Here is a 21,738-nt window from a genome sequence, read left to right as displayed (position 1 = left end):
GGTTATGCCTCCGCCTTCCGGCTTTTCAGGCGGGCCAGCTCGCACTCAATCTCGTCGTTCAACTCCAGCTCGCGGAACTGGGCCTCCAGGGAGGGATTCTGCCCCAGAGTGGCTGCCTCCAGCTGGGCTTCCAGCTGATCGACCCGACCCTGAAAGCCGTCGAAGCGGGCCATCAACTCATGCATGCGCTGGTTGTCCACCTGGGCGCGGGCACGGATCCGGCTGTGGGCTGTCTGTTCGCGCAGGGTCAGCATCTTCTGCTTCTCGCGGGCCTCGGTCAGCTTGGTCGCCAGCCGCTCGCTGTCGGCGGTGAGCTGGGCCAGCACCTCGGCCACCCGGGCCTTGTCCTGCTCCAGTTGATCGCACTTCTTGACCTCGGCCAGCTTCTCCGTGAGGGCGGCACGGGCCAGATCCTCCCGTCCCTTCTGGATGGCGAGCTCGGCCTTGGCAGACCACTCCTGGATCTGGTGGCGCAGCGCCTGCTGATGGCGCTCCAGCTGTTTCTGTTCGGCAATGACGCGGGCGGCCTGGGTTCTCATCTCGATCTGCACCTGCTCCATCTCTTCGATCATCAGACGCAGCATCTTCTCCGGCTCTTCACTCTTGTCGAGCAGGCTGTGCAGGTTGGCATTGATCACGTCGGTCAGGCGGCTGAATACGCTCATGGTCTGGCTCCTTGTTCATGGGATGTCACTCTCTTCCCATGGCATTACAAGAGCCGTGCCAAGATAATTTATTGTTGTTTTACAGATAGATGGAGACTTGGCATTGCCATCTCAAGGCCATGAGTTGGTGAAAATTGCCAACAGCGTGGTGATTTTAACCAATAAAAAAGGGAGCCAGCGGCTCCCTTCATGCAGTTGGGTTCAACCTCAGGCGGCCGGGCGATGGCCCAGCTTGCCATCCAGCTCCGCCAGCTTGGCTTCCATCCTGGCCCGGCAGGTATCCGACAGATCGCGGATGCCAGCGGCGCCGTGCACCTTGCTGCACAGAGGGGGCAGCATCTCCAGCAGCACCTCGCCGTTATCCCAGCGGTTCAGGTCAACCTGACCGAAGTAGCTGGAGCAGACGATGGGCACCACGGGCACTTCGGCCTGGACGGCGGTGTGGAAGGCGCCGGCCTTGAATGGCAGCAGACCACGGCCCTGGGAGCGGGTCCCTTCCGGGAACATCCAGATGGAGGTGCCGTGGTGTTTGATGCGATCCACCACCTGGCCTATGGTGCCGATGGCGCGGGAGCGGTTGGATCTGTCGATCAACACGTTGCCGGAGAGCCAGAAGATGAGACCAAAGAAAGGCAGCCACAGCAGGCTCTTCTTGCCCACCGCCACCACGCCGGGGCGCACGGCACCGGTCACGGTGAAGATGTCGAAATTGCTCTGGTGATTGCAGACATAGACGGCAGGCCCCACCGACTTGACCTCGTCCGGAATGGTGACCCGGACCTTGAGCCCGATGAGCGGGCAGACGGCATGGTACATGCGGGCGAAAACATAGACGTTGTTGGGGTGGCGCGGACGCACCAGACAGAGCAACAGACCAAACACGAACCAGAAGATGAGCAGCAGGGTAAGCAGCAGCACACGGGCAAGTTTGAGCATCGAACACCTCGGAATTTGACTCGGCGCAGTATACTGGTCCCCCTTTTAGCGAACAAGCGTTCGCCAGACAGAACCGACCACCCCCAATGGAGCACGTGCTCTCATCGAATCCCGCTGGCTTGCTCACGCCACCATTGATCGATAGGATATGCCCCATTCAACAGGGTAGGACGAGCATGATTTTGCGACAACGCGTGGCGACAAGACTCCTGCTGCTGGTCTGCATTCTGGTGCTCAACTGTGCGGCCCAGCCGCTGGCCAGATTGGCACAGCTTGACCAGGCCCTGAGTTGCCAGGCTCTTCCCCTCCCCTCGCCCAGCGCCGATGCCGACGAGGGGCAAACCGCGACGCCCCAGCCCAGCAGTTGCCAGCTCAACGGCAAGTGGCTCAGTGCCGCCAACCTGCTCTGCGCCGAGCAGATCTTCTTTGCCATTGCCTTCGTGATTGCCCTGCTGGCGCCCCTGTCGCGCCGCGCCCCTGCGCTTCCCCCTCCCATCAATATCTCGCCCCCCGAACGGCGACTGCACCTCACCCTCTGCGTCTGGCGGGAATGAGTCTGCGGCGGTTTTCTCCACCCTGACTTTCATTTTCAAGAGACAAACACATGTCAAACATCATCAAGACCGCCCTGTTGCTGAGCGGTCTGCTGTGGCAATCCTTTGGGTTGGCCAGCGACACCAGCTGGCTCACCAGCCCCCAGAACGATCACGCCAAGGTGCGGCTGCAAGCTGACACCCGGGATCCCGCCGCCCCACGGGTGCTGCTCAGCCTGCAGCTTGAATCCGGCTGGAAAACCTATTGGCAGAACCCGGGGGAAGGCGGCATAGCCCCCGAGATCCTCTGGGATAAGCCCGAGCCGGCGGCGCAGTGGCACTGGCCAGTGCCCAGACGGTTCGACGTCAGCGGCATCTCGACCCAGGGCTACCAGGGGGACGTCAGCCTTCCCATCAGCCTCACCCGCAGCGGCGGCGAGGCGCTGACGGGTACCCTGCGCCTCTCGACTTGCAGCAACGTCTGCATCCTGACCGACTACCCCTTCACCCTGGCGCTGGACGGCGCTGCCCCTGACGGGTTCGACCTTGCCTATGCGAAGGCGATGAGCACCCTGCCACAGGCCATGCCGGACACGGTGACCCTCAAGGCGGGCTACCGGCAGAACCAGTTGCAACTGACCGCCGACAACCCCCAGGGCTGGCAGGATCCCCAGATTTTCCTCCAACGCCTGGAGGGGGCCGAATTTGGCGAGCCCAGCCTGGAGGTCCAGGGCAACACCCTGATCGCCCGCATTCCGGTCAGCGATGGCTGGCAGGGGGATGCCCCCGATATCCGTCATCAGCGGCTCGGGTTGGTGCTGGCGAGCGGCGAGCAGGCCTGGCAGAGCGAGGTCAGCATAGGTGACCCCCTGACCCTGCCGAGCGGCGGCCAGTCGCTGCTCTGGTTGCTGGGAGCCGCGCTGCTGGGGGGCCTCATCCTCAACCTGATGCCCTGCGTGCTGCCGGTACTGGCCCTCAAGCTGGGATCCGTGCTGCAGCTCGAGAACCGGGAACGCCGTCCGGTGCGCCTGCAATTCCTGGCGGCCAGTGCCGGCATCCTGGTCTCCTTCTGGGCGCTGGCGCTGATGAGCACCCTGCTGCGCGCCACCCAGGGAGTGGTCGGCTGGGGCATACAGTTCCAGAGCGTCTGGTTTATCGGCTTCATGGTGGTGGTGACGGCGCTGTTCTGCGCCAACCTGCTGGGGCTGTTCGAGCTGCGGCTGCCGAGCAACCTCAATACCCGCCTGGCCACCAGCGGCGGCCAGGGGCTGGGAGGTCACTTCCTGCAGGGCTGCTTTGCCACCCTGCTGGCCACCCCCTGCTCAGCGCCCTTCCTCGGCACTGCGGTCGCCTTTGCGCTCGGGGCGCCGCTCGGTCAGCTCTGGCTCATCTTTACTGCGCTCGGTGTGGGCATGAGCCTGCCCTGGCTGCTGATCGCCGCCATCCCCCGCCTGGCGCTCTGGCTGCCGAAGCCGGGCCGCTGGATGGGACGCCTGCGCACCCTGCTGGGCCTGATGATGCTGGGCTCCAGCCTCTGGCTGCTCAGCCTGCTCGGCAACCACGTCGGCCCCTTCTGGATGCTGATCCTGATGGCGCTGATGCTGATCGCCCTGCTGCTGGCCGTGGTGTGGCGCCATGGCATACGCACGCTGACTTTGGGGCTGGCACTGAGTTGCCTGCTGGGCGGGGCCATGCTGCTCGGTGGCGCCTTCACCCTGGACGGCAAACCCCAGCAGGACAGGGTCGACTGGCAGCCGCTCTCGGAGCAGGCCATCGCGCTGGCACTGGCTCAGAACAAGCGAGTCTTCGTCGATGTGACCGCCGACTGGTGCATCACCTGCAAGGCCAACAAATTCAACGTACTACTGCGAGATGATGTGCAACAGGCCCTGAGCGCCCCCGATGTGGTGGCCCTGCGCGGGGACTGGAGCCGCCCCTCCAACACCATCGCCAGCTTCCTGCGCCAGCGCGGCAGCGTGGCCATTCCCTTCAACCAGATCTACGGGCCCGGCCTGACGGATGGCGAGATCCTCTCCCCCCTGCTGGACCGATCGACCCTGCTTGCCACCCTGGCACAAGCCGGTATTGCCCCCTCTCAAGGAGAAACCAAATGAAACCGACCCTGCTCGCCCTGACCCTGCTGGGCACCTTGTTGACCCCGGCCCTGCACTCCGCCCCCTTCACCCCGGAGCAGGAGGCCCGCATCAAGGAGCTCATCCGCGAGACCCTGGTCCAGAACCCGAAGATCCTGGATGAGGCGGCCGAATCCTGGGAGAAACAGAACGCCGCGGATCAGGCGGCCCAGCTCGGCGACTTCATCAAGGGCAACCAGGACGTGCTGTTCAACAGCGCCACCAGCCCGCGCCTGGGGGCCAAGAACCCCAAGCTGACCCTGGTGCTCTTCACCGACTACAACTGCCCCTACTGCAAGCAGTTCGATCCTGCGGTGGCCAAGCTGCTCAAGGCCTACCCGAACGATCTGGGGCTGGTGATCAAGCTGCTGCCGTTCAAGGGGCAGACCTCCGCCAAGGCGGCCCAGTACAGCCTGACCCTGTGGCAGCAGGATCCGGCCCGCTTCCTCGCTCTGCACGACAAGCTGATGAGCAAGCAAGGCATGCTGACCGAGGCGGACATCAACAAGGCGCTGGCGGCCACCGGCAATGTGGCGCTCAAACCCGAGGGCAAGGCCACAGAGGAGCTGCGCAATAGTCTGCGTATCGGCACCCTCTTGGGGGTGCAGGGCACACCGGCGACCCTGATCGGCAATCAGCTGGTGCCGGGCGCCCTCCCCTACGAGCAGCTCGAACAGCTCGTGAAAACTGAACTGGCGAAACTGGGGTAACGAATGACCGAGACGGCAACCCCCAAACCCCGCTGGCGACGCTGGGGCAAGGAGGCGCTCTGGCTGCTGCTGTTTGCCCTGATCCTCTCGACCGTGCTGGATCTGTGGCGCAGCCCGGCGCTGCCGGAGGGCAGCCCGCTGCCAGTGCTGACCCTGCAAGATGGCACCCGGGCCGACCTGCAGGCCATGAGCCGGGAGCGGCCGCTGCTGATCTACTACTGGGCCAGCTGGTGCGCCGTCTGCCGCTTCACGACCCCGGCAGTGGAGCAGCTCTGGCAAGACGGCGAGAACGTGCTGACGGTGGCGCTGCGCTCCGGTGACAACACCAGACTGCGACAGGGCATGGCCAGAAAGGGGCTCAGCTTCCCGACCCACAACGATGAGCAGGGGACGCTCGCCGCCCGCTGGCAGGTAAACGTCACCCCCAGCTTCCTCATCCTCAAGGACGGCAAGGTGGTGAGCAGCACCACGGGCTGGAGCAGTCGCTGGGGCTTGCAGCTACGGCTGCTGTGGGCCAGCTGGCTGGCTTGAGCCCCATCACAATGAGCAGAGCCCGGTATGACTACCGGGCTCTTTTTTCATCTTGAAGGTGGTTCCCTGCACTTAAGGCTCAGACCTATTGCGCCGGGGACATCATCCCCTGGCCGAGCCGGGCCTTGACGTTTGCCCGTTCGGCCTCGTCGATCACGCCGTCACCGTTCTTGTCCAGACGGGTGAAGAGGGTCTCATGGCGTTCCATGAACTGCGCCTTGGTCGTATCCTGCATCGGCCTCATGTTGCCCATCTTGCCCGGCATGGCCTTGCCCGATTGCTTCATCGCCTCTTGCATCTTGGCCATGGCGGCCTCTTTCTCGGCAACCGACAGGGTGCCATCACCGTTGCTGTCTTGCCGGGCGAAGCGCTGCTCGGCTCTTTCCATGAACTGGGCCTTGGTGATATCCCCCTTGAGCATCACCAGCGGCTCATCGAGACTCTCATCGGCGGCGATGGCGACACCGCCCAGCAGTACCAGAGGCAGAAGATAACGTTTGAACATGATGTCTATTCCTTGTGATGGCCCCGGCCTTGCCGGGTCCTGATGCCTATCCCCAGGGCAGGATCCTTGTCACATGCACGCCCGACGATGTGGTTCCAGCATGAGTACACTGTCGCCCGTCACGGATACCCTCTGTCAGTGTAGTCCCCATGCCGGGCCCTCCATGTCTGCAGGGCTGACAAGCCGCTCTGTGACGAGCGGGATCCGTGCCCGTCCCGGGCTGCCGTCATCTCGTGTCCTATTCATGGCGGTGGCCGGTAGTTTCCGTTAAAATGACGGGTTTTTACCGTGCCTGGTTCCCCCAAGCCCCATCAGGCGCCAGCATTGTGACTCTGATGATGCCAGTGATGCAGGATCTGCCATGAACAACTACTTTCGGGTGCTGGGCGTCAAGTCCAACGCCAGCGAAAACGACATCAAGAAAGCCTATCGACGGCTCTCGAACCAGTACCACCCCGACAAGTTGCACGGGGCGAGCGAAGAAGAGAAAGAGCAGGCAGCCATCAAGCTGCATCAGGTGAAGAAGGCCTACGAGGTGCTTTCCGATCCCAAGGCGAGAGCCGCTTTCATCAAGGATTTCAACAACGTCATCGTGACCGATCCCGCTGCTGCCATGCAGGAGATGTGGGACCAATTCTACCCCTGAGGGCGCTATGCAAAAAAAATGGGACCAGGCGCGCATCAAAGCGCTGATGAGTGACGCGGGCGAGAACATCGAATCCTACCGGGATCAGGATCAGCCCAAGGCGCTCGAGCAGTTCACCGGCAAGATGAAGGCCCTGCTGCTGGCCGATATCAGCATGCTGGAGTTCATGCCCGAATACCTGCCGCTCGCCCTCTATGGCCGGGTACAGTTCCCGCCCAAGGCGAAACCGGAGTGGGCCAGGTGGCTCGCCGACGGCGTACAACCCTCATGGGACGCGTTCAAGGTATCGGTGGCGTTCAACAACGCCGATCTGCCGCTGGTCAAGGCGGTGCGGGCCCAGAGCGAAGATCAGCTGATCGAAGCCTGCGCCGTGCTCTATCTGCTGGACAATCCTCTGCCCCGCGGTGGCCGCCGTGTCGATGACGACTACGAGTTGCGGGACGAAGAAGAGGAAGACGGGGAAGATGCCGACGCCGACTATCATGGCGGCGAGGGTGAGGAAGACGATCAGGACATGTACGACGAAGTACGTTTCTAATTGGGGCAAGGCATGAGCAATAGTCTGATAGAAATTACCGCCATCGAGATCAAAGAGCTGGCCGTGGTCGAACCGAAACAGGCGAGCGAGAAGTTCGAGCTGATCGCCAAGACCATGTCCGACGAGCAGTTGGCCGAAGTGATTGAAAACATTGATATCGTCACCCTGACCCAGATCAACGGCCAGCACGACATCTCCTTCCCGTCCATCATCTCCGAGCTGATGACCCCGGAGCGGATCCGCGACATCGTCTGCCAGCAGCCGCTCTACTGGGAAGAGGCCATCAAGAACAATGCCGAAGAGCTGCAGCAGCACACCTTCGACTTCCTCAACTACCTGATCCGCACCCAGGACAGCGAGGCCAAGCAGCGCGAGATCCTGGAGTGCATCGCCGACGATCCCGCCGGGCTCTTCTACCTCGCCATCCCCTTCATCGAGTTCTATCGCGGCGATCGCTACGAGGATGAAGAGGGCTATCGCGACGCCCTGCACGCCGAAGAGGAAGATCTCGAGGAGTCCCTCGCCTACAGCGAGCGCCAGCAGAGCGAAGATGCCCACGACTACCCGCTGGATGACCCGAGAAGCCTCTTGATGCTCATTCGCGAGCAGGCTCCCGAGGTGGAGAAAGCGATCAAGTCGCTGCTGCGCAGCGAGAACGCCACCTGGGACGGCATCATCAACAAGTTCGCCAACGAGCTGGTGATGCAGGCCAAGGAGAAGAACCAGGTCAGCGACGAGTACGACGAAGTGGACGACATGTTCAGCTTCCTGGATTGAGGAGAGCCCTATGCAACTAGTCATCCGCGAGGCCAACGAAGGCCCCTTCCTCACCCAGGTACTGCGTTTTGGCCGCGACAACGAACGCCTGAGCGACCAGCAGCTTGCCGCCATCAAGGGCAAGGCGGTGCTGATGAGCCTGAAGTTCGCCGACAAGTACTACAACAAGTACAAGATGCACCTGCTGGAACAGGCCGCCCACGACGTCATCGGCGTGGTGAGCCTGGGGTTGCAGGAGCTCTCGGCGCGGGATCCGGCCAAGGCGCTGGCCCTGCTGCAGGCACCGGAAGGGCCCATCAAACCGTTCCAGAAGGGCTGGTCCATGCTGATCTCCGTCAGCCCCAGGCAGACGGGCAACAGCCTCTATGGCGACGTGGATGCCAGGCTGCTGGACAAGATCTCGAGCCCCCCCGACATCGAGGAGTGGCAAGGGTGGCAGGAGTACGAGAAGGCGCTGGCCGAGCACAACAAGAGCCGCCTGATGGGGCTCATCGATCAGCACTTCTTCGCCAGCGAGAGCGATCACCCCACCATGGAGGACAAGCTGGCCGAGGCCCTGCTCTACCGCATCCTCTGCGGCAAGGGCAGCGGCGCCGCGCCCTTGAAGGTGAAGCAGGATCTCAAGCGCAAGCTGGCGCGGGAGATTGAACTCGATGAGGCCTGGTACGATACCGACTATCTCGCCGCCCAGCTTGTCCTGATGCTCGCCGAACTGCCCGCCGACATGGCCGCCGCCCTGCGCCAGGAGCTGAGCCCGGGCTTCGTGCCCAACCTGCTGCACACCCTGGGGTTTGTGCGCCAGTATCAGCAACTGCAACGGGACAACGCCTCGCCGGAGAAGCTCGACAACATCGAGATGCGCGCCGGCCTCAGGCACCCCCTGCTCGGCTGGCCGCTCTACCACGACTTCTAGGGCGCATTTTCACCGCCCACACCATAGTCCCACAACGCCCGGCTTGCCGGGCGTTGTGCTATCTGCCTGGCAGTAGGCGCCGCCGAACAAGCACTGCCAATAGAACACGCCCCTATATAAGCACTAACGTACAACCAACCCAATTGTGAGGCGTCGAGCGCTTCTCTCGGGAACGCTCGCAGGTCATTGCAACCATACCCGTATCGGCCCAGTCAATTTCGAAGGGGGATCGCCGATCTCTGTATAACAGAAGCGCTCACCTCTTAAATACTGTCATTTTGATACACAGTCGCACTCCAATATTGGCTGCCGTTACCTGTTTGGCGAGTCCATCCATCTGCCTCCAGTTGTCTGGCGATCATTCGATTCATAAAGCCATGACCGAGCAGCAGCACCGGTCCTTCGCTGGCAAGGGATTGAAGTCGTTGAGCAGCAGTGCTGGCGCGCCTCTTCGCAGTGCCGACAGATTCGACTCCATGTGAGTAACCCCACAACCATACCTGATTACCCATGACCCTCAGCCAGCTTCAAGAGCCGATATGGCATCGGAGGGCTTGCCACGACTGCATGCCCCAATTCAACCAACATGCTCTTGAGGTCAAAACGATGATTAAACCGGAAGCAGTATTCCGCAAGATGCCTTGGTAAATGCTTCGCTCCGAGCGTATGGCAACTGCCCCGCAGCGAGTTTTTCACATTTCCTATCATCGTGTTTACCCAGTTGAATGCCGGATGATCCAGCCAGTCCAGGTTGCCCCCGGTGACAACACCCAGGTGCTCACAATTGGCCTCCTTGACCGCTTTGAAACAGGCCAATCCATCGGATATCACCGCGCTACCACTGGCAATATGCCGTTTTGCCCAATCAGCAACGGACTTGGTTTTGAAACCATCGACCACCGTCATCCGCATCTTGATTGGATGTCCTTCCTTGTTCAGGGCCACTGCTGCCACAAACGGCGTCTTGCCTGCCGCGCCCCGACCCCGTTTGCCACCACGGCGCTCGCCACCCCAGTAGACATCATCGAGCTGAATGATGCCGCTGATGGGCTGCTTGTCATCGGACTCTTTCATGGCTTGCAGCAGCTTGTGCTTGAGCATCCAGGCGGTGTCATATTTGACGCCCAACTGGCGCTTTAGCTCCATCGCTGACAAGCCTGTTTTGGTTTGTGACAACAGGTGCATTGCCAGAAACCACTTGGTCAGTGGGAGCTTGGTGTTTGCGAAAATCGTGTTTCCAGTCAATGACATCTGGTGACGGCAGTGATTGCATTGCCACACACGTGGCCGCCTTCTCAGGCGACAACAGGTCTTGTTGGCACATTCAGGGCAGACAAAGCCGTTAGGAAAGCGCCAAGTGAACAGCGCGTTTTCGCACTGAGCCTCAGTGCCATAGTCCTTGAGAAACTCAAACAGGCTGTAGCCTTTCTGGAATTGGATTTTGCTTTTGGCCATGATCTCGCACCTCGATAACTGTACGTAAGATCAGTATAGTTCGTGGTAACTGACTGCTAATCATGGGTAATCAGGCAACCATAAGATTCTCAGGATAAACGCCCAGACAAACGGCGATAGCCGTGGCAGTCTCCAGTGGCCATAAGGCAGTGGCGCTTCACGAAATAGCCCGTCGACGAGGGCGGGCTTCAGGCCGAGAGCCTGAACTGAGGTCAGCGCACGAGGCAGGTTGCTCGAGACTATCACCTTGGCGGTGGCGGCGAGTTGCTTGCTGGCTTCCGGGACGGGGTGCTTGGTAATGTCGGAGCTGTCGTACTGCTCGATCCAATCTTTCATCTCGAGCGCTGACATTTTGTCGGTTGCGGCCAGCTTGGGCTGGCCGTGACGTATCAGGATTATTTTTCTGTTCACTGTCTCACTGTCCGTTTACGCCCTTGTCCTGATGTGTTCCAAACCAACCATGATCACGGTACCACACCACTGTGTCGGTGATGGTTTGCTCCAACGCCCGGAAACGCAGATCAAGCTCTCGCTCACTCTTGCCGTGATTGAAACAGGTGCGGTCCTTTTCTCGTATCAACAGGCGCAACGTAGCCATGCTCAGCAGAATGGGCTTGCCAGTAATACGCGCGTAGACCTCCTGCACCGCCGCCAAGGCGTATAAAAAGGGCAGCGGCAGTTGTCGAACGGGTGTCTTGACGCCAGCGATACGCCCAAGAACAGGTATCAGCTCACGCATTGTCATATGCCGGCCAGCCGCGAGATAGCGCTCACCCCGGCGCCCATACCTGGCTGCAGCGATCAGCGCCAATGCCACATCGCGAGCATCGACAACGGAGAAGCTACCGGGGATAAGTCCGGGCAATTTGCCGCGTACGACATCGTTGACCAACTGTCCCGAGGAGGTCGGGCCAATGTCGGCAGGACCCCACATCCAGCCAGGCAGGACCATGCAGGCATGCATCTCGGGATGGGTTTCCAGGAACGACAGGACGACACGGTCGGCGAGGATCTTGCTGCGGTAATAGTCATCCGCGTCAGCGTCGGCCCGCAGACAGTTTTCATCAATTGACGTGCCGGGTGCGCCGTCGAGCACGGCAATGGAAGACGTATGGATAAACCGTCTTATACCAGCGCTGTAGGCCTGGCCAAGCAGGTTTCGTGTACCGGACACATTAATCTTGTCGAGCTCCTCCCAGTGACTGCCGCCCTTGTAGCTGTCGCGAAAGTACGCTGCAGTGTGGAACACCGTATCACAGCCTTGTAGCGACGCAGCGAACGCATCGACATCAGCCATGTCGCCCACCACCAGTTCCACCCCCGGCAGATCCTTGAACTGTTGTTCACCTTTGGCTCTTGAACGAACCAGGGCTTTGACTGCGTGACCACGAGCGACCAGTTCACGCACCAGGTTGTTGCCCAGCAAGCCGGTCGCGCCAGTGACAAATGTGTTATGCATGCATTACCCCTCACTCTGATCGGCTAACGGCATCAATACCACACGGTCGAAGAAAACTTCTTCACGTATGACCAAGCCGTCTCTGAAGGTGAGGTGTGCGGCGTAATACAAGGTAATGTGGCGCCCATGAGGTGGAATCACCCGGTCTGACAGCACTAATGGTGCCGTGAAGGTGCCGGTCAGGAAGACGATCAGTGCCAAACGATCGTCAGTGACAACAAATGGGCTCAAGATCACTTTGGCATCGGGGAATGCTTCGAGTAGCGCAAGCTCTCGCTTGTGCATGGCCTCACGACCTGTTTGTATCCCTATGCCATCGAAGTAGCCAACGTCTTCGGAAACCAGTGCAAGCATCGCCTCCAGGTCTCGGCGATTAAAGGCGCTGGCGGCGCGTGCCGCATAGCCATTGGAACCAGTTGTCATACAGTCCATTCCATTCTTTTCGAGGGAGTGTAGATATACCGTTGACGCCGCTATCTAAAAACAGCGACTACTGCATAATGGCTTTGCAAATTTGCAGTTCAGGCAAGATATGGAGCATGGCTTTGCAAGCAAACTGGGATGATCTTCGCCTGTTGTTGGCAGTCTCGCGACGTGGCAGCTTTCTTCAGGCTGGCCAATTGCTGGGGATCGCAGCCTCTACTGTGGCGCGACGGCTGACTCAGCTTGAAGGCGCACTGGGCGAGCCACTCGTCGAGCTGGGAGTTGAAGGATGCAGGTTGACCCCACGAGGCCAATCCCTCGTGGACGTTGCCCTGGCTGCAGAAGCAGGCTTGAGACGTCAAACCGTTACGGGCATATCTGATCCGCACACAGAGCTATCTGGCAATATCGTGGTCAGCGCAGGAGAGGGGTTCTCGTCTTGCGTGCTGGAGGCCGCGAGTCGCTTCACCACTCTGCATCCGCGATGCTCGGTGGAGTTGCTGGTCACAGCCGATTTTCACAAGATCGTCCGCGGCGCCACAGACATTGCTGTACGCACGACTCATCTGAGCGAACCTTCGCTTATTTATCGCTTCATAGACAGGCTCGCTTACGGTGTCTTCGCCGATGAGGCTTATCTGAAGCGGTTTCCGGGGCTGACGCCAGCCACTGCGGTCAATATTGGCCTGCTTCCTCCGCTGGACATGTTGCCTCAAATGCGTGCGGCAAAGGCCGCAGGTCTGGACCACACGCCGATCAGCGTGAACTCGTTTTCGGTTCAACTCGAATCGGTGAGGCGAGGTATGGGGGTGGCGGTGCTGCCCCGTATTCTGGCGAAGGATCTGATCGAATTGTTCCCGGAACTCCAGCTTCCAGATATGGAGGTCTATCTGGTGACCCGGCCGCAGGTATTGAAACAGGCTCACATCAAATGTTTTTTTGTCATCCTGGAGAAGGTTCTCATTGAAGCCCTGTCCATGAAGAGTGTCGACGATCACCTCTTGGAAGACGCGCCGAAATGAGTGCGTCATATACAGGATCTTCAGATTCAACCAATTGAAATAGATATAGAAACACTTCGTTTGTGATCTCGTTTATCGCCAAACAAAATCAACACGGGCGAAGCCTATGACCATTATCAATGCTGATGACTAACTCCTGGCTCCCGCCGTACTCGAACACATTGCCCGGCTGGCCGCTCTACCACGACTTCTAGGGCGCATTTTCACCGCTCACACCATAGTCCCCCAACGCCCGGCTTGCCGGGCGTTGGGCCATCTGCCTGGCAGTAGGCGCAGCCGGACTACCTCCTAAGCGTCATTGGCGCACATTTTGTCAGGGATATAATGACTCCCCTATACGACCGCAGGGGAAGAGCCATGGGCAGAAAGCCGGACAGGATCACCGCGATGCAGCAGATCATCGACGCCGTGAAGCAAGAATTCCCGCTCTATCAGCCGGATACCTTCAAATGTGGACCGGACAACACCTGCATCGGCTGCCCCAAGAAGCTGATGGAGCTGGTGGACACCGACCTCTCCTACTGGCAATACCAGATCGATCGCGGCATCCCGCCCAGCTTCGACGAGATCCAGCGCTTCGGCAAGATGTGCAAGAACATCCGCCGGGCCCTGGTGCGCAACGGCCGCATCCCCGCCTGATTTCGCATACGCCTTGATCACCCATAGACGGCCCTCCGACGAAGGGGCCAAGGAGCAGACCATGACTCAGGAAAGGATCCAGACCCAATACCGACTCGGTGGCCCCTTCGCCAACCAGGCCGAGCTGGCGCAGGCCATCACCCTGACCATAGAGGCCCACAAGCGGGACTTCTTCCCCCTGCTGGAGCGGCTGGTGGATGAGGGGAACCCCGGTGTCCACCTGAGCCAGGAGCACCCGCCGCGGGTGCTGGGCATCGAACTTGACCAGAGTGGTATCCTGGGGCGGGCCCAGCTCGGCTACGAGTCCAACTTCTTCGAGGGTTGCCTTATCGTCGACAAATATGATCAGCACCAGATCGACCTGCCCTTTTGCCTCGAAGGGGATCAGTTGACGTTCGATATCGAGTTGCCCATCGCCTGGAATTTCAATAACTGAGGGGTTCGCGATCTCGCCTGGCATCATCACAAGAAAGGAGCCTTGCCGGCTCCTTTTTCAATGCTCCCGCAGATGGCAGGCGAGGCGGTTGCGACCCCCCTGCCCGCGTCAGGTGAGATAGTAACGCCACGACCTGATCGGCTCTGCGTAGCCGACCCGGATGCAGAAGGGGGCAAGCTCGTGATTGGCCTGCTCCAGGCTGAGGGTCTGGTGGGCATCCTGCTCGCACCACTGCACGAACTCGTCGCTGTTGAAGCTGTAGTGATCCCCGTGAAAGACCCCGTGGGCCTCGATGAGCCCGATGGCTTTCTCCGTTTCCATGTTTGGCCTCCTGGCACTGTGCTGCTCCCTTTAAGCTTAGCGAGCGGGGGCCACTTGCGGGACATCACCAACCACACCCTTGATCCATGACAATTGGCAAAGGGAGACAAGAGGGGTTACCAGCAGGGCCGCAGCAGCCGGTTTTCGCGAACCTCTGATTACGCTTCGCGAATCACTGGTGCACAATGGCCGTATTTCCCGCCTGAGAGCCCGAGTCGCTGCCGGGCGTAACGGGAGCCAGCAAGGCCGAACCATCCCGCCACAGGCAACACCCGAGAGGAGCAGATCATGACCCAGGGAAGAATACAGACCCGCTATACGCTGGTAGGCCCCCTTGCCAGCCGCACCGAGCTGAAGCAGGCCATTGCTTACGCCATCGAGGCCCACAAGCAGGACTTCTTCCCCCCCCCGGTGGAGCGGCTGGTAGATGTGGGGGACAGCCGGGTCAAGCTGAGCCAGAAAGACCCGCTGCGGGTGCTGGGGGTTGAGCTCGACGAGACTCGCACCGGGGGCCGCGCCCGCCTCAACTACGAATCCAACTTCGCCGAGAGTTGCCGTCTTATCGACGAATACGATCAGCACCAGACCAGTGTGGCATTTACCCTCGAGGGGGAGCAGCTTGTTTTCGATCTTGAGCTGCCCATCGAGTGGAATTTCGATAACTAAGATGTGGCGGTGCAATTCACCTTGTTGATTGCACCCAACAATTACCTCCCCTCACCCTGCCCTCTCCCAAGGGGAGAGGGAACATATCGCACCACTCTAGTGCTCTTGCTGTCTTCAGCTAAACCACGCATCCCCCCTTCTGTCGCCGCCAGCCGGTATATCTACGACCAGCACTCCCTTCTCCCCTCGCGGGAGAAGGGTTGGGGATGAGGGGGATGTTGCTTGGACTTCTTTTATATTTATCAACTCGGTTTTCAAGAACCATATGACGCTAGACATAAAATAGACTTAGATCACGAAGAGCCTCACTTGGTTATGTTAGCCTGCAGTCATATATATTAATTCTTTAATCTTTTAATTGTGTAATGAAAATTGTCGTGCGATGCCCGATGAGAGATCTTATTTAGGAGCGAGTAAAGGTGGCAATTAATAGAACTGTATTATTACTGTCATTGTTTATTTCATTGATCATCCCGGCTCACGCCAAAAACTGCAAAAAGGGACAGCCATGCGGAAACTCATGTATTTCATGGAGTAAAACATGCCGTATAAACGCGTACCTGATTACCCATGATTAGCAGTCAGTTACCACGAACTATACTGATCTTACGTACAGTTATCGAGGTGCGAGATCATGGCCAAAAGCAAAATCCAATTCCAGAAAGGCTACAGCCTGTTTGAGTTTCTCAAGGACTATGGCACTGAGGCTCAGTGCGAAAACGCGCTGTTCACTTGGCGTTTTCCTAACGGCTTTGTCTGCCCTGAATGTGCCAACAAGACCTGTTGTCGCCTGAGAAGGCGGCCACGTGTGTGGCAATGCAATCACTGCCGTCACCAGATGTCATTGACTGGAAACACGATTTTCGCAAACACCAAGCTCCCACTGACCAAGTGGTTTCTGGCAATGCACCTGTTGTCACAAACCAAAACAGGCTTGTCAGCGATGGAGCTAAAGCGCCAGTTGGGCGTCAAATATGACACCGCCTGGATGCTCAAGCACAAGCTGCTGCAAGCCATGAAAGAGTCCGATGACAAGCAGCCCATCAGCGGCATCATTCAGCTCGATGATGTCTACTGGGGTGGCGAGCGCCGTGGTGGCAAACGGGGTCGGGGCGCGGCAGGCAAGACGCCGTTTGTGGCAGCAGTGGCCCTGAACAAGGAAGGACATCCAATCAAGATGCGGATGACGGTGGTCGATGGTTTCAAAACCAAGTCCGTTGCTGATTGGGCAAAACGGCATATTGCCAGTGGTAGCGCGGTGATATCCGATGGATTGGCCTGTTTCAAAGCGGTCAAGGAGGCCAATTGTGAGCACCTGGGTGTTGTCACCGGGGGCAACCTGGACTGGCTGGATCATCCGGCATTCAACTGGGTAAACACGATGATAGGAAATGTGAAAAACTCGCTGCGGGGCAGTTGCCATACGCTCGGAGCGAAGCATTTACCAAGGCATCTTGCGGAATACTGCTTCCGGTTTAATCATCGTTTTGACCTCAAGAGCATGTTGGTTGAATTGGGGCATGCAGTCGTGGCAAGCCCTCCGATGCCATATCGGCTCTTGAAGCTGGCTGAGGGTCATGGGTAATCAGGAACGCGTATAGCTACCAATTGGCAACCCCATCTACCCCATCTACCTCATCTACCTCATCTACCTCATCTACCTCATCTACCTCATCGACACCAACGACACCAACGGTTTATGAAAGAAAAGAGACAACTTTGAAGTCAAGTAATGTACTTGTCAGATACGTTATCCCCTCGAAATTAAATGTTCGTGCAAAGCCAAACACATCATCATATATAGCGACGCGACTTATAAAGGGTGACTTCGTTTTGCTATATAAAGTGGAAGGAAAGTGGGCCTATGTCAGTAAGAGAGGAATTTATGGATGGGTCAAAGATGAATACCTGTCTTTATCTCCTGTCACCTGATTTAGAAAAGAAAGGAGCGATTTGATCGCTCCTTTCTATTGGTAGTTGGCCTTTACCCTTCCTGATTTTCCCCGGCTACCGGCTCTGCACCAGCGGTGGCTTCTATCTCTATCCTATCCACCCGCTGCAAACCGCGGGGCAGCTTGGCACCGCGGCGGCCGCGCTCGCCACGGTAGTAGTCGAGATCAGACGGTTTGAGGGTCAGCTTGCGCTTGCCGGCAAACAGGGTGACATATTGCCCTTGCGGGATAATGGCGGCCATCACCATAAACTCTTCCCGCGCCTTCACCCGCGCGGACGGGATGCTGATAAGCTTGTTGCCCTTGCCCTTGCCGAGCACCGGCAGGGTGCTGAGCGGGAACAGCAACATACGCCCCTCGTTGGAGATGGCCATGCAGAGATCGGTCTCTGGCGAGCCAATTTTCTGGGGGGCCATCACCTGGCCCCCTTCCGGCACCGTGAGCAGCGCCTTGCCGTTCTTGTTCTTGCCAATCAGGTCGTCATATTTGCAGACGAAGCCGTAGCCGGCGTCGCTCGCGATCAGATACGGCTCGCCCTCGTTGCCCATCACCAGATGGCGCACCTCTTCCCCCGGCCCCAGCGCGAAGCGACCGGTGAGCGGCTCCCCCTGACTGCGGGCGGAAGGCAGGGTGTGCGCCTCCAGGGAATAGGTACGGCCCAGGCTGGAGAGGAACACCGCCTGCTGGTTGCTGCGCCCGCAGGCGTGGGCGAGATAACCGTCCCCCGCCTTGTAGGAAAGCCCCATAACGTCCACATCGTGGCCCTTGGCGGCGCGCACCCAGCCCTTGTCGGAGAGGATGACGGTCACCGGCTCGCTCGGGGTCAGCTCCTTCTCGGTCAGGGCCACGGCGGTGGCACGCTCCACCAGGGGGGTGCGGCGATCGTCGCCGTACTTCTCGGCATCCGCCAGCAGCTCTTTCTTCAGCAAGGTGTTGAGGCGGCGCTCGGAGCCCAGGATCAGCTCCAGCTTGTCGCGCTCCTGCGCCAGCTCTTCCTGCTCGGCACGCAGCTTGAACTCTTCCAGCTTGGCCAGATGGCGCAGCTTGAGCTCGAGGATCGCCTCGGCCTGGGTCTCGCTGATGTTGAAGCGCTCCACCATCACCTTGCCCGGCTCATCCTCGGTGCGGATGATCTCGATCACCTCGTCGATGTTGAGGTAGGCGACCAGCAAGCCTTCGAGGATGTGCAGGCGGGCCAGCACCTTGTCGAGGCGATATTGCAGACGGCGACGCACCGTCTCGCGGCGAAAGACGATCCACTCGGAGAGGATCATCTTGAGGGTCTTCACCTGGGGTCTGTTGTCCAGCCCCAGGATGTTGAGGTTGACCCGATAGTTCTTCTCCAGATCCGTGGTGGCGAACAGGTGGGCCATCAGCCCCTCCACATCCACCCGGTTGGAGCGGGGAATGATCACCAGACGGGTCGGGTTCTCGTGGTCAGATTCGTCCCGCAGGTCGGTGACCATGGGCAACTTCTTCGCCACCATCTGGGCGGCGATCTGCTCCATGATCTTGGCGCCGGAGGCCTGATGGGGCAGCGCCGTGATGACGATGTCGCCATCCTCCTCGCTCCAGACCGCCCGCTGCTTGATGGAGCCCTTGCCGGTCTCGTAGATTTTGCGGATGTCGCCCTGCGGCGTGATGATCTCGGCGTTGGTCGGGTAATCCGGCCCTTGGATGTGCGCCATCAAGGCATCGAGCCCCGCATTGGGGTTGTCCAGCAGCTCGGCGCAGGCAAGGGCCACTTCCCGTGCGTTGTGGGGCGGGATGTCGGTCGCCATGCCCACAGCTATGCCGGTCACCCCGTTGAGCAGTATGTGGGGCAGGCGGGCGGGCAGCACCACGGGTTCCTTCATGGTGCCGTCGAAGTTCGGTGTCCACTCCACCGTGCCCTGGCCGAGCTCGGAGAGCAGCAGCTCGGAGAAGCGCGACAGCCGCGCCTCGGTATAACGCATGGCGGCGAAGGATTTGGGATCGTCCGGCGCCCCCCAGTTGCCCTGACCGTCCACCAGCGGGTAGCGGTAGGAGAAGGGCTGGGCCATCAGCACCATGGCTTCGTAACAGGCGCTGTCGCCGTGGGGGTGGTATTTACCCAGCACGTCACCCACGGTACGGGCGGATTTCTTGTGCTTGGACAGCGCCGACAACCCCAGCTCGCTCATGGCGTAGATGATGCGCCGCTGCACGGGCTTGAGGCCGTCGCCGATATGCGGCAGCGCCCGGTCCATGATGACGTACATGGAGTAGTTCAAGTAAGCCTGCTCGGTGAAGGCGCGCATGGGCTGGCGCTCTACCCCGTCCAGACTGAGCTCTAGATCGCTCATAGATTTGTTCTCTTTCGGTTATAGAGTCGGTTGGCGCTCTACTTCATCCACAGACTGAGCTCGATAGCATCACTCATGTGATTATCTCTTTCGGTTCGGGAGCCGCCCCTGGGCGACTCCGGCTGATACTTGCTGACCCGCGCGGGCCAGTCGATGGCTTAGATGATGGCGAGATTGCCCTTCTCTTCCAACCATTCACGGCGATCCGGAGCGCGCTTCTTGGCCAGCAGCATATCCATCAGCTGCAGGGTATCTTCCCCCTGCTCGTCCATGGTGAGCTGCACCAGGCGGCGGGTGTTGGGGTCCATGGTGGTCTCCCGCAGCTGTTTCGGGTTCATCTCGCCCAGCCCCTTGAATCGGGTCACCATCACCTTGCCCTTCTTCTTCTCCGCCTCGACCCGTTGCAGCACGCCGTTCTTCTCGTCCTCGTCGAGGGCGTAGAAGACCTCCTTGCCGATGTCGATCCGGTAGAGCGGCGGCATGGCGACGTAGACGTGGCCCTTGTTGACCAGGGTACGGAAGTGCTTCACGAACAGCGCGCAGAGCAGGGTGGCGATGTGCAGACCGTCCGAGTCCGCATCCGCGAGTATGCACACCTTGCCGTAGCGCAGGCCGCTGAGATCGTCCGAATCCGGATCCAGGCCGATGGCCACCGAGATGTCGTGCACCTCCTGGGAGGCGAGCACCTGACCGGCCTCCACCTCCCAGGTGTTCAGGATCTTGCCGCGAAGCGGCATGATGGCCTGAAACTCGCGGTCGCGCGCCTGCTTGGCGCTGCCGCCCGCGGAGTCACCCTCCACCAGGAACAGCTCGCCTTGCATGGGGTCGGCGCAGTTGCAGTCGGTGAGCTTGCCGGGCAGGGCCGGGCCCTGGGTTATCTTCTTGCGCACCACCGTCTTGGCGGCGCGCATCCGACGCTGGGCGCTGCTGATGCAGATCTCGGCTATCTGCTCCGCCAGCTCGGTGTTGCTGTTCAAATACAGGCTGAAGGCATCCTTCACCACACCCGAGACGAAGGCCGAGCTCTGGCGAGACGACAGCCGCTCCTTGGTTTGACCGGCGAACTGGGGATCCTGCATCTTGACCGAGAGGATGTAGGCGCAGCGATCCCAGATGTCTTCCGGGGTCAGCTTGACCCCGCGAGGCAGCAGGTTGCGGAATTCGCAGAACTCGCGCATGGCGTCCAGCAGGCCCTGGCGCAGACCGTTGACGTGAGTGCCGCCGAGGGCAGTGGGAATGAGGTTCACATAGGATTCGGCGAGGCATTCTCCCCCTTCCGGCAGCCAGCACAGGGCCCAGTCCACCGCGGATTGATCCGTGCTGAAGGCGCCGACGAAGGGCTGCTCCGGCAGGCAGGTGAACTGCTTGACCGCATCGATGAGGTAATCCTTGAGGCCATCCTCGTAGCACCACTCCAGCTTGATGCCGGTGTTCTTGTCGAGGAACTTGATGGTGAGGCCGGGGCAGAGCACGGCCTTGGCCTTGAGCAGGTGCTCCAGCTTGGAGACCGAGAAGCGGGGCGAGTCGAAATAGCTTGCCTGCGGCCAGAAGCGCACCCGGGTACCGGTGTTGCGGCGCCCGCAGGTGCCGGTGATGGTCAGCTCCTGTACCTTGTCGCCGCGCTCGAAGGCGATGTCATAGACCTGGCCGTCCCGGCGCACCGTCACCTCGACCCGATCGGACAGGGCGTTCACCACGGAGATGCCCACCCCGTGCAGACCGCCGGAGAACTGGTAGTTCTTGTTGGAGAACTTGCCCCCCGCGTGCAGCTTGCAGAGGATCAGCTCCACCCCGGATACCCCTTCCTCCGGGTGGATGTCGACCGGCATGCCACGACCATCGTCGATCACCTCGAGGGACTGATCTTCATACAGGGTCACCTCCAGGGTGCGGGCATGGCCCGCCAGCGCCTCGTCGACGCTGTTGTCGATGACCTCCTGGCCGAGGTGATTGGGCCGGGTGGTGTCTGTGTACATGCCGGGGCGGCGACGCACCGGTTCGAGGCCATTGAGGACCTCAATGGCATCCGCATTGTATTGAGTGGACATGGAGGGCCTTGCGAATTGACGTTTGGGGGGAATCTTAACTGCTCGGCGGAGGCAGAACAAACTCCCAGCACAGAAAGCTTGATCTGGACAGGTACCCTGCCATTTTT

At 59.8% G+C, this 21,738-nt stretch carries 24 protein-coding genes; 14 read left to right on the top strand and 10 right to left on the bottom strand.

All coding sequences use genetic code 11. The annotated features are described in order from the left end of the window. Window positions 1-2 precede the first annotated feature (2 nt). Both pspA and KI797_RS01965 read right to left on the bottom strand, forming a co-directional pair. Window positions 3-665 (bottom strand): phage shock protein PspA, encoded by a 663-nt coding sequence (gene pspA / locus KI797_RS01970; RefSeq protein WP_161506876.1) that lies wholly within the window; start codon window positions 663-665, stop codon window positions 3-5. 207 nt (window positions 666-872) lie between these two features. Next, window positions 873-1,601 carry a 1-acylglycerol-3-phosphate O-acyltransferase gene (locus KI797_RS01965; RefSeq protein WP_226171224.1) on the bottom strand — a complete coding sequence of 243 codons (729 nt, stop codon included), beginning with the start codon at window positions 1,599-1,601 and terminating at the stop codon, window positions 873-875. A gap of 176 nt (window positions 1,602-1,777) precedes the next feature. On the opposite strand from KI797_RS01965, the gene KI797_RS01960 reads away from it, so the two are divergent. From KI797_RS01960 to KI797_RS01940, 4 genes are read left to right on the top strand one after another with little or no spacing between them, the layout of a single operon-like run. Continuing rightward, window positions 1,778-2,155 carry a hypothetical protein gene (locus KI797_RS01960; RefSeq protein ID WP_139751114.1) on the top strand — a complete coding sequence of 126 codons (378 nt, stop codon included), beginning with the start codon at window positions 1,778-1,780 and terminating at the stop codon, window positions 2,153-2,155. 50 nt (window positions 2,156-2,205) lie between these two features. Next, window positions 2,206-4,248, top strand: a complete 2,043-nt coding sequence (locus KI797_RS01950; protein ID WP_161506875.1) for a protein-disulfide reductase DsbD family protein — start codon at window positions 2,206-2,208, stop codon at window positions 4,246-4,248. Then, entirely contained in the window at window positions 4,245-4,976 is a 732-nt protein-coding gene (locus KI797_RS01945) for a DsbA family protein (protein WP_226171223.1), read from the top strand. Before KI797_RS01950 ends, KI797_RS01945 begins: the two co-directional genes overlap by 4 nt. A gap of 3 nt (window positions 4,977-4,979) precedes the next feature. Next, the gene (locus tag KI797_RS01940; RefSeq protein ID WP_226171222.1) at window positions 4,980-5,507 is read left to right on the top strand and encodes a protein disulfide oxidoreductase; all 528 of its coding nucleotides are present in this window, start codon (window positions 4,980-4,982) and stop codon (window positions 5,505-5,507) included. A gap of 85 nt (window positions 5,508-5,592) precedes the next feature. On the opposite strand, the gene KI797_RS01935 is transcribed toward KI797_RS01940, so the two are convergent. Beyond that, window positions 5,593-6,012 (bottom strand): EF-hand domain-containing protein, encoded by a 420-nt coding sequence (locus KI797_RS01935; RefSeq protein WP_042649992.1) that lies wholly within the window; start codon window positions 6,010-6,012, stop codon window positions 5,593-5,595. Window positions 6,013-6,373: 361 nt separating this feature from the next. Between KI797_RS01935 and atcJ the strand changes: the two genes are divergently transcribed. The 4 genes from atcJ to atcC are packed head-to-tail and all read left to right on the top strand — an operon-like array spanning window position 6,374 to window position 8,886. Further along, window positions 6,374-6,658 carry a cold adaptation protein ActJcold adaptation protein ActJ gene (gene atcJ / locus KI797_RS01930; RefSeq protein WP_025325592.1) on the top strand — a complete coding sequence of 95 codons (285 nt, stop codon included), beginning with the start codon at window positions 6,374-6,376 and terminating at the stop codon, window positions 6,656-6,658. Between the two features lie 7 nt (window positions 6,659-6,665). After that, window positions 6,666-7,196, top strand: coding sequence for a cold adaptation protein AtcA (gene atcA, locus KI797_RS01925; RefSeq protein ID WP_226171221.1), 531 nt, complete (start codon window positions 6,666-6,668; stop codon window positions 7,194-7,196). 12 nt (window positions 7,197-7,208) lie between these two features. After that, window positions 7,209-7,973, top strand: a complete 765-nt coding sequence (gene atcB, locus KI797_RS01920) for a cold adaptation protein AtcB (RefSeq protein WP_171272741.1) — start codon at window positions 7,209-7,211, stop codon at window positions 7,971-7,973. Between the two features lie 10 nt (window positions 7,974-7,983). After that, window positions 7,984-8,886, top strand: a complete 903-nt coding sequence (gene atcC / locus KI797_RS01915) for a cold adaptation protein AtcC (protein ID WP_226171219.1) — start codon at window positions 7,984-7,986, stop codon at window positions 8,884-8,886. Window positions 8,887-9,390: 504 nt separating this feature from the next. On the opposite strand, the gene KI797_RS01910 is transcribed toward atcC, so the two are convergent. Genes KI797_RS01910 through KI797_RS01895 form a run of 4 tightly spaced genes read right to left on the bottom strand, consistent with a single transcriptional unit; the run spans window position 9,391 to window position 12,223 of the window. Next, window positions 9,391-10,341 (bottom strand): IS1595-like element ISKpn3 family transposase, encoded by a 951-nt coding sequence (locus KI797_RS01910; RefSeq protein ID WP_005342491.1) that lies wholly within the window; start codon window positions 10,339-10,341, stop codon window positions 9,391-9,393. A gap of 60 nt (window positions 10,342-10,401) precedes the next feature. Continuing rightward, window positions 10,402-10,752, bottom strand: a complete 351-nt coding sequence (locus KI797_RS01905; RefSeq protein ID WP_226171216.1) for a hypothetical protein — start codon at window positions 10,750-10,752, stop codon at window positions 10,402-10,404. 4 nt (window positions 10,753-10,756) lie between these two features. Then, on the bottom strand, window positions 10,757-11,800 hold the full coding sequence (locus KI797_RS01900) for an SDR family oxidoreductase (RefSeq protein ID WP_182786714.1): 1,044 nt from the start codon (window positions 11,798-11,800) through the stop codon (window positions 10,757-10,759). 3 nt (window positions 11,801-11,803) lie between these two features. Next, on the bottom strand, window positions 11,804-12,223 hold the full coding sequence (locus KI797_RS01895) for an ester cyclase (protein WP_041206470.1): 420 nt from the start codon (window positions 12,221-12,223) through the stop codon (window positions 11,804-11,806). Window positions 12,224-12,339: 116 nt separating this feature from the next. Between KI797_RS01895 and KI797_RS01890 the strand changes: the two genes are divergently transcribed. From KI797_RS01890 to KI797_RS01880, 3 genes are all read left to right on the top strand, one after another. Beyond that, window positions 12,340-13,245, top strand: coding sequence for a LysR family transcriptional regulator (locus KI797_RS01890; protein WP_226171214.1), 906 nt, complete (start codon window positions 12,340-12,342; stop codon window positions 13,243-13,245). A gap of 387 nt (window positions 13,246-13,632) precedes the next feature. Next, window positions 13,633-13,884: a hypothetical protein gene (locus KI797_RS01885; protein WP_005330471.1), complete on the top strand. Its 252-nt coding sequence runs from the start codon at window positions 13,633-13,635 to the stop codon at window positions 13,882-13,884. A 61-nt stretch (window positions 13,885-13,945) separates the two neighbouring features. Beyond that, window positions 13,946-14,320 carry a hypothetical protein gene (locus KI797_RS01880; RefSeq protein WP_226171211.1) on the top strand — a complete coding sequence of 125 codons (375 nt, stop codon included), beginning with the start codon at window positions 13,946-13,948 and terminating at the stop codon, window positions 14,318-14,320. Between the two features lie 108 nt (window positions 14,321-14,428). Here KI797_RS01880 and KI797_RS01875 read toward each other — a convergent pair whose 3' ends face one another. After that, window positions 14,429-14,641, bottom strand: coding sequence for a hypothetical protein (locus tag KI797_RS01875; RefSeq protein ID WP_005330466.1), 213 nt, complete (start codon window positions 14,639-14,641; stop codon window positions 14,429-14,431). A 288-nt stretch (window positions 14,642-14,929) separates the two neighbouring features. On the opposite strand from KI797_RS01875, the gene KI797_RS01870 reads away from it, so the two are divergent. The 3 genes from KI797_RS01870 (at window position 14,930) to KI797_RS21125 (ending at window position 17,239) form a co-directional block, all read left to right on the top strand. Continuing rightward, entirely contained in the window at window positions 14,930-15,307 is a 378-nt protein-coding gene (locus tag KI797_RS01870) for a hypothetical protein (RefSeq protein WP_226171208.1), read from the top strand. A gap of 634 nt (window positions 15,308-15,941) precedes the next feature. Then, complete coding sequence (locus KI797_RS01865; protein WP_005342491.1) at window positions 15,942-16,892, top strand: IS1595-like element ISKpn3 family transposase; 951 nt, start codon at window positions 15,942-15,944, stop codon at window positions 16,890-16,892. A gap of 23 nt (window positions 16,893-16,915) precedes the next feature. After that, window positions 16,916-17,239, top strand: a complete 324-nt coding sequence (locus tag KI797_RS21125; RefSeq protein ID WP_404801071.1) for an SH3 domain-containing protein — start codon at window positions 16,916-16,918, stop codon at window positions 17,237-17,239. A gap of 52 nt (window positions 17,240-17,291) precedes the next feature. Here the strand turns inward: KI797_RS21125 and parC are convergent, their stop codons facing one another. Further along, complete coding sequence (gene parC, locus KI797_RS01855) at window positions 17,292-19,583, bottom strand: DNA topoisomerase IV subunit A (RefSeq protein WP_226171203.1); 2,292 nt, start codon at window positions 19,581-19,583, stop codon at window positions 17,292-17,294. Between the two features lie 158 nt (window positions 19,584-19,741). Next, window positions 19,742-21,631, bottom strand: coding sequence for a DNA topoisomerase IV subunit B (gene parE, locus KI797_RS01850; RefSeq protein ID WP_005327124.1), 1,890 nt, complete (start codon window positions 21,629-21,631; stop codon window positions 19,742-19,744). Window positions 21,632-21,738 lie beyond the last annotated feature (107 nt).

Origin of the sequence: Aeromonas media (assembly GCF_020423125.1) — a bacterium.
Classification (GTDB): domain Bacteria; phylum Pseudomonadota; class Gammaproteobacteria; order Enterobacterales; family Aeromonadaceae; genus Aeromonas; species Aeromonas media.
Note: the sequence above shows the minus strand (reverse complement) of the source record. Positions and strands in the feature narration are given on the sequence as shown.

What these genes read in the sequence shown, in the direction of transcription:
- KI797_RS01880 (WP_226171211.1), top strand. Translation starts at nt 13,946, where the DNA reads ATGACTCAGGAAAGGATCCAGACCCAATACCGACTCGGTGGCCCCTTC.
- atcC (WP_226171219.1), top strand. Translation starts at nt 7,984, where the DNA reads ATGCAACTAGTCATCCGCGAGGCCAACGAAGGCCCCTTCCTCACCCAG.
- KI797_RS01885 (WP_005330471.1), top strand. Translation starts at nt 13,633, where the DNA reads ATGCAGCAGATCATCGACGCCGTGAAGCAAGAATTCCCGCTCTATCAG.
- atcJ (WP_025325592.1), top strand. Translation starts at nt 6,374, where the DNA reads ATGAACAACTACTTTCGGGTGCTGGGCGTCAAGTCCAACGCCAGCGAA.
- KI797_RS01935 (WP_042649992.1), bottom strand. Translation starts at nt 6,012, where the DNA reads ATGTTCAAACGTTATCTTCTGCCTCTGGTACTGCTGGGCGGTGTCGCC.
- KI797_RS01890 (WP_226171214.1), top strand. Translation starts at nt 12,340, where the DNA reads ATGGCTTTGCAAGCAAACTGGGATGATCTTCGCCTGTTGTTGGCAGTC.
- KI797_RS01875 (WP_005330466.1), bottom strand. Translation starts at nt 14,641, where the DNA reads ATGGAAACGGAGAAAGCCATCGGGCTCATCGAGGCCCACGGGGTCTTT.
- KI797_RS01870 (WP_226171208.1), top strand. Translation starts at nt 14,930, where the DNA reads ATGACCCAGGGAAGAATACAGACCCGCTATACGCTGGTAGGCCCCCTT.
- KI797_RS01940 (WP_226171222.1), top strand. Translation starts at nt 4,980, where the DNA reads ATGACCGAGACGGCAACCCCCAAACCCCGCTGGCGACGCTGGGGCAAG.
- KI797_RS01865 (WP_005342491.1), top strand. Translation starts at nt 15,942, where the DNA reads ATGGCCAAAAGCAAAATCCAATTCCAGAAAGGCTACAGCCTGTTTGAG.
- KI797_RS01960 (WP_139751114.1), top strand. Translation starts at nt 1,778, where the DNA reads ATGATTTTGCGACAACGCGTGGCGACAAGACTCCTGCTGCTGGTCTGC.
- KI797_RS01900 (WP_182786714.1), bottom strand. Translation starts at nt 11,800, where the DNA reads ATGCATAACACATTTGTCACTGGCGCGACCGGCTTGCTGGGCAACAAC.
- atcB (WP_171272741.1), top strand. Translation starts at nt 7,209, where the DNA reads ATGAGCAATAGTCTGATAGAAATTACCGCCATCGAGATCAAAGAGCTG.
- KI797_RS01910 (WP_005342491.1), bottom strand. Translation starts at nt 10,341, where the DNA reads ATGGCCAAAAGCAAAATCCAATTCCAGAAAGGCTACAGCCTGTTTGAG.
- atcA (WP_226171221.1), top strand. Translation starts at nt 6,666, where the DNA reads ATGCAAAAAAAATGGGACCAGGCGCGCATCAAAGCGCTGATGAGTGAC.
- KI797_RS01965 (WP_226171224.1), bottom strand. Translation starts at nt 1,601, where the DNA reads ATGCTCAAACTTGCCCGTGTGCTGCTGCTTACCCTGCTGCTCATCTTC.
- KI797_RS01895 (WP_041206470.1), bottom strand. Translation starts at nt 12,223, where the DNA reads ATGACAACTGGTTCCAATGGCTATGCGGCACGCGCCGCCAGCGCCTTT.
- KI797_RS01945 (WP_226171223.1), top strand. Translation starts at nt 4,245, where the DNA reads ATGAAACCGACCCTGCTCGCCCTGACCCTGCTGGGCACCTTGTTGACC.
- pspA (WP_161506876.1), bottom strand. Translation starts at nt 665, where the DNA reads ATGAGCGTATTCAGCCGCCTGACCGACGTGATCAATGCCAACCTGCAC.
- parE (WP_005327124.1), bottom strand. Translation starts at nt 21,631, where the DNA reads ATGTCCACTCAATACAATGCGGATGCCATTGAGGTCCTCAATGGCCTC.
- parC (WP_226171203.1), bottom strand. Translation starts at nt 19,583, where the DNA reads ATGAGCGATCTAGAGCTCAGTCTGGACGGGGTAGAGCGCCAGCCCATG.
- KI797_RS01950 (WP_161506875.1), top strand. Translation starts at nt 2,206, where the DNA reads ATGTCAAACATCATCAAGACCGCCCTGTTGCTGAGCGGTCTGCTGTGG.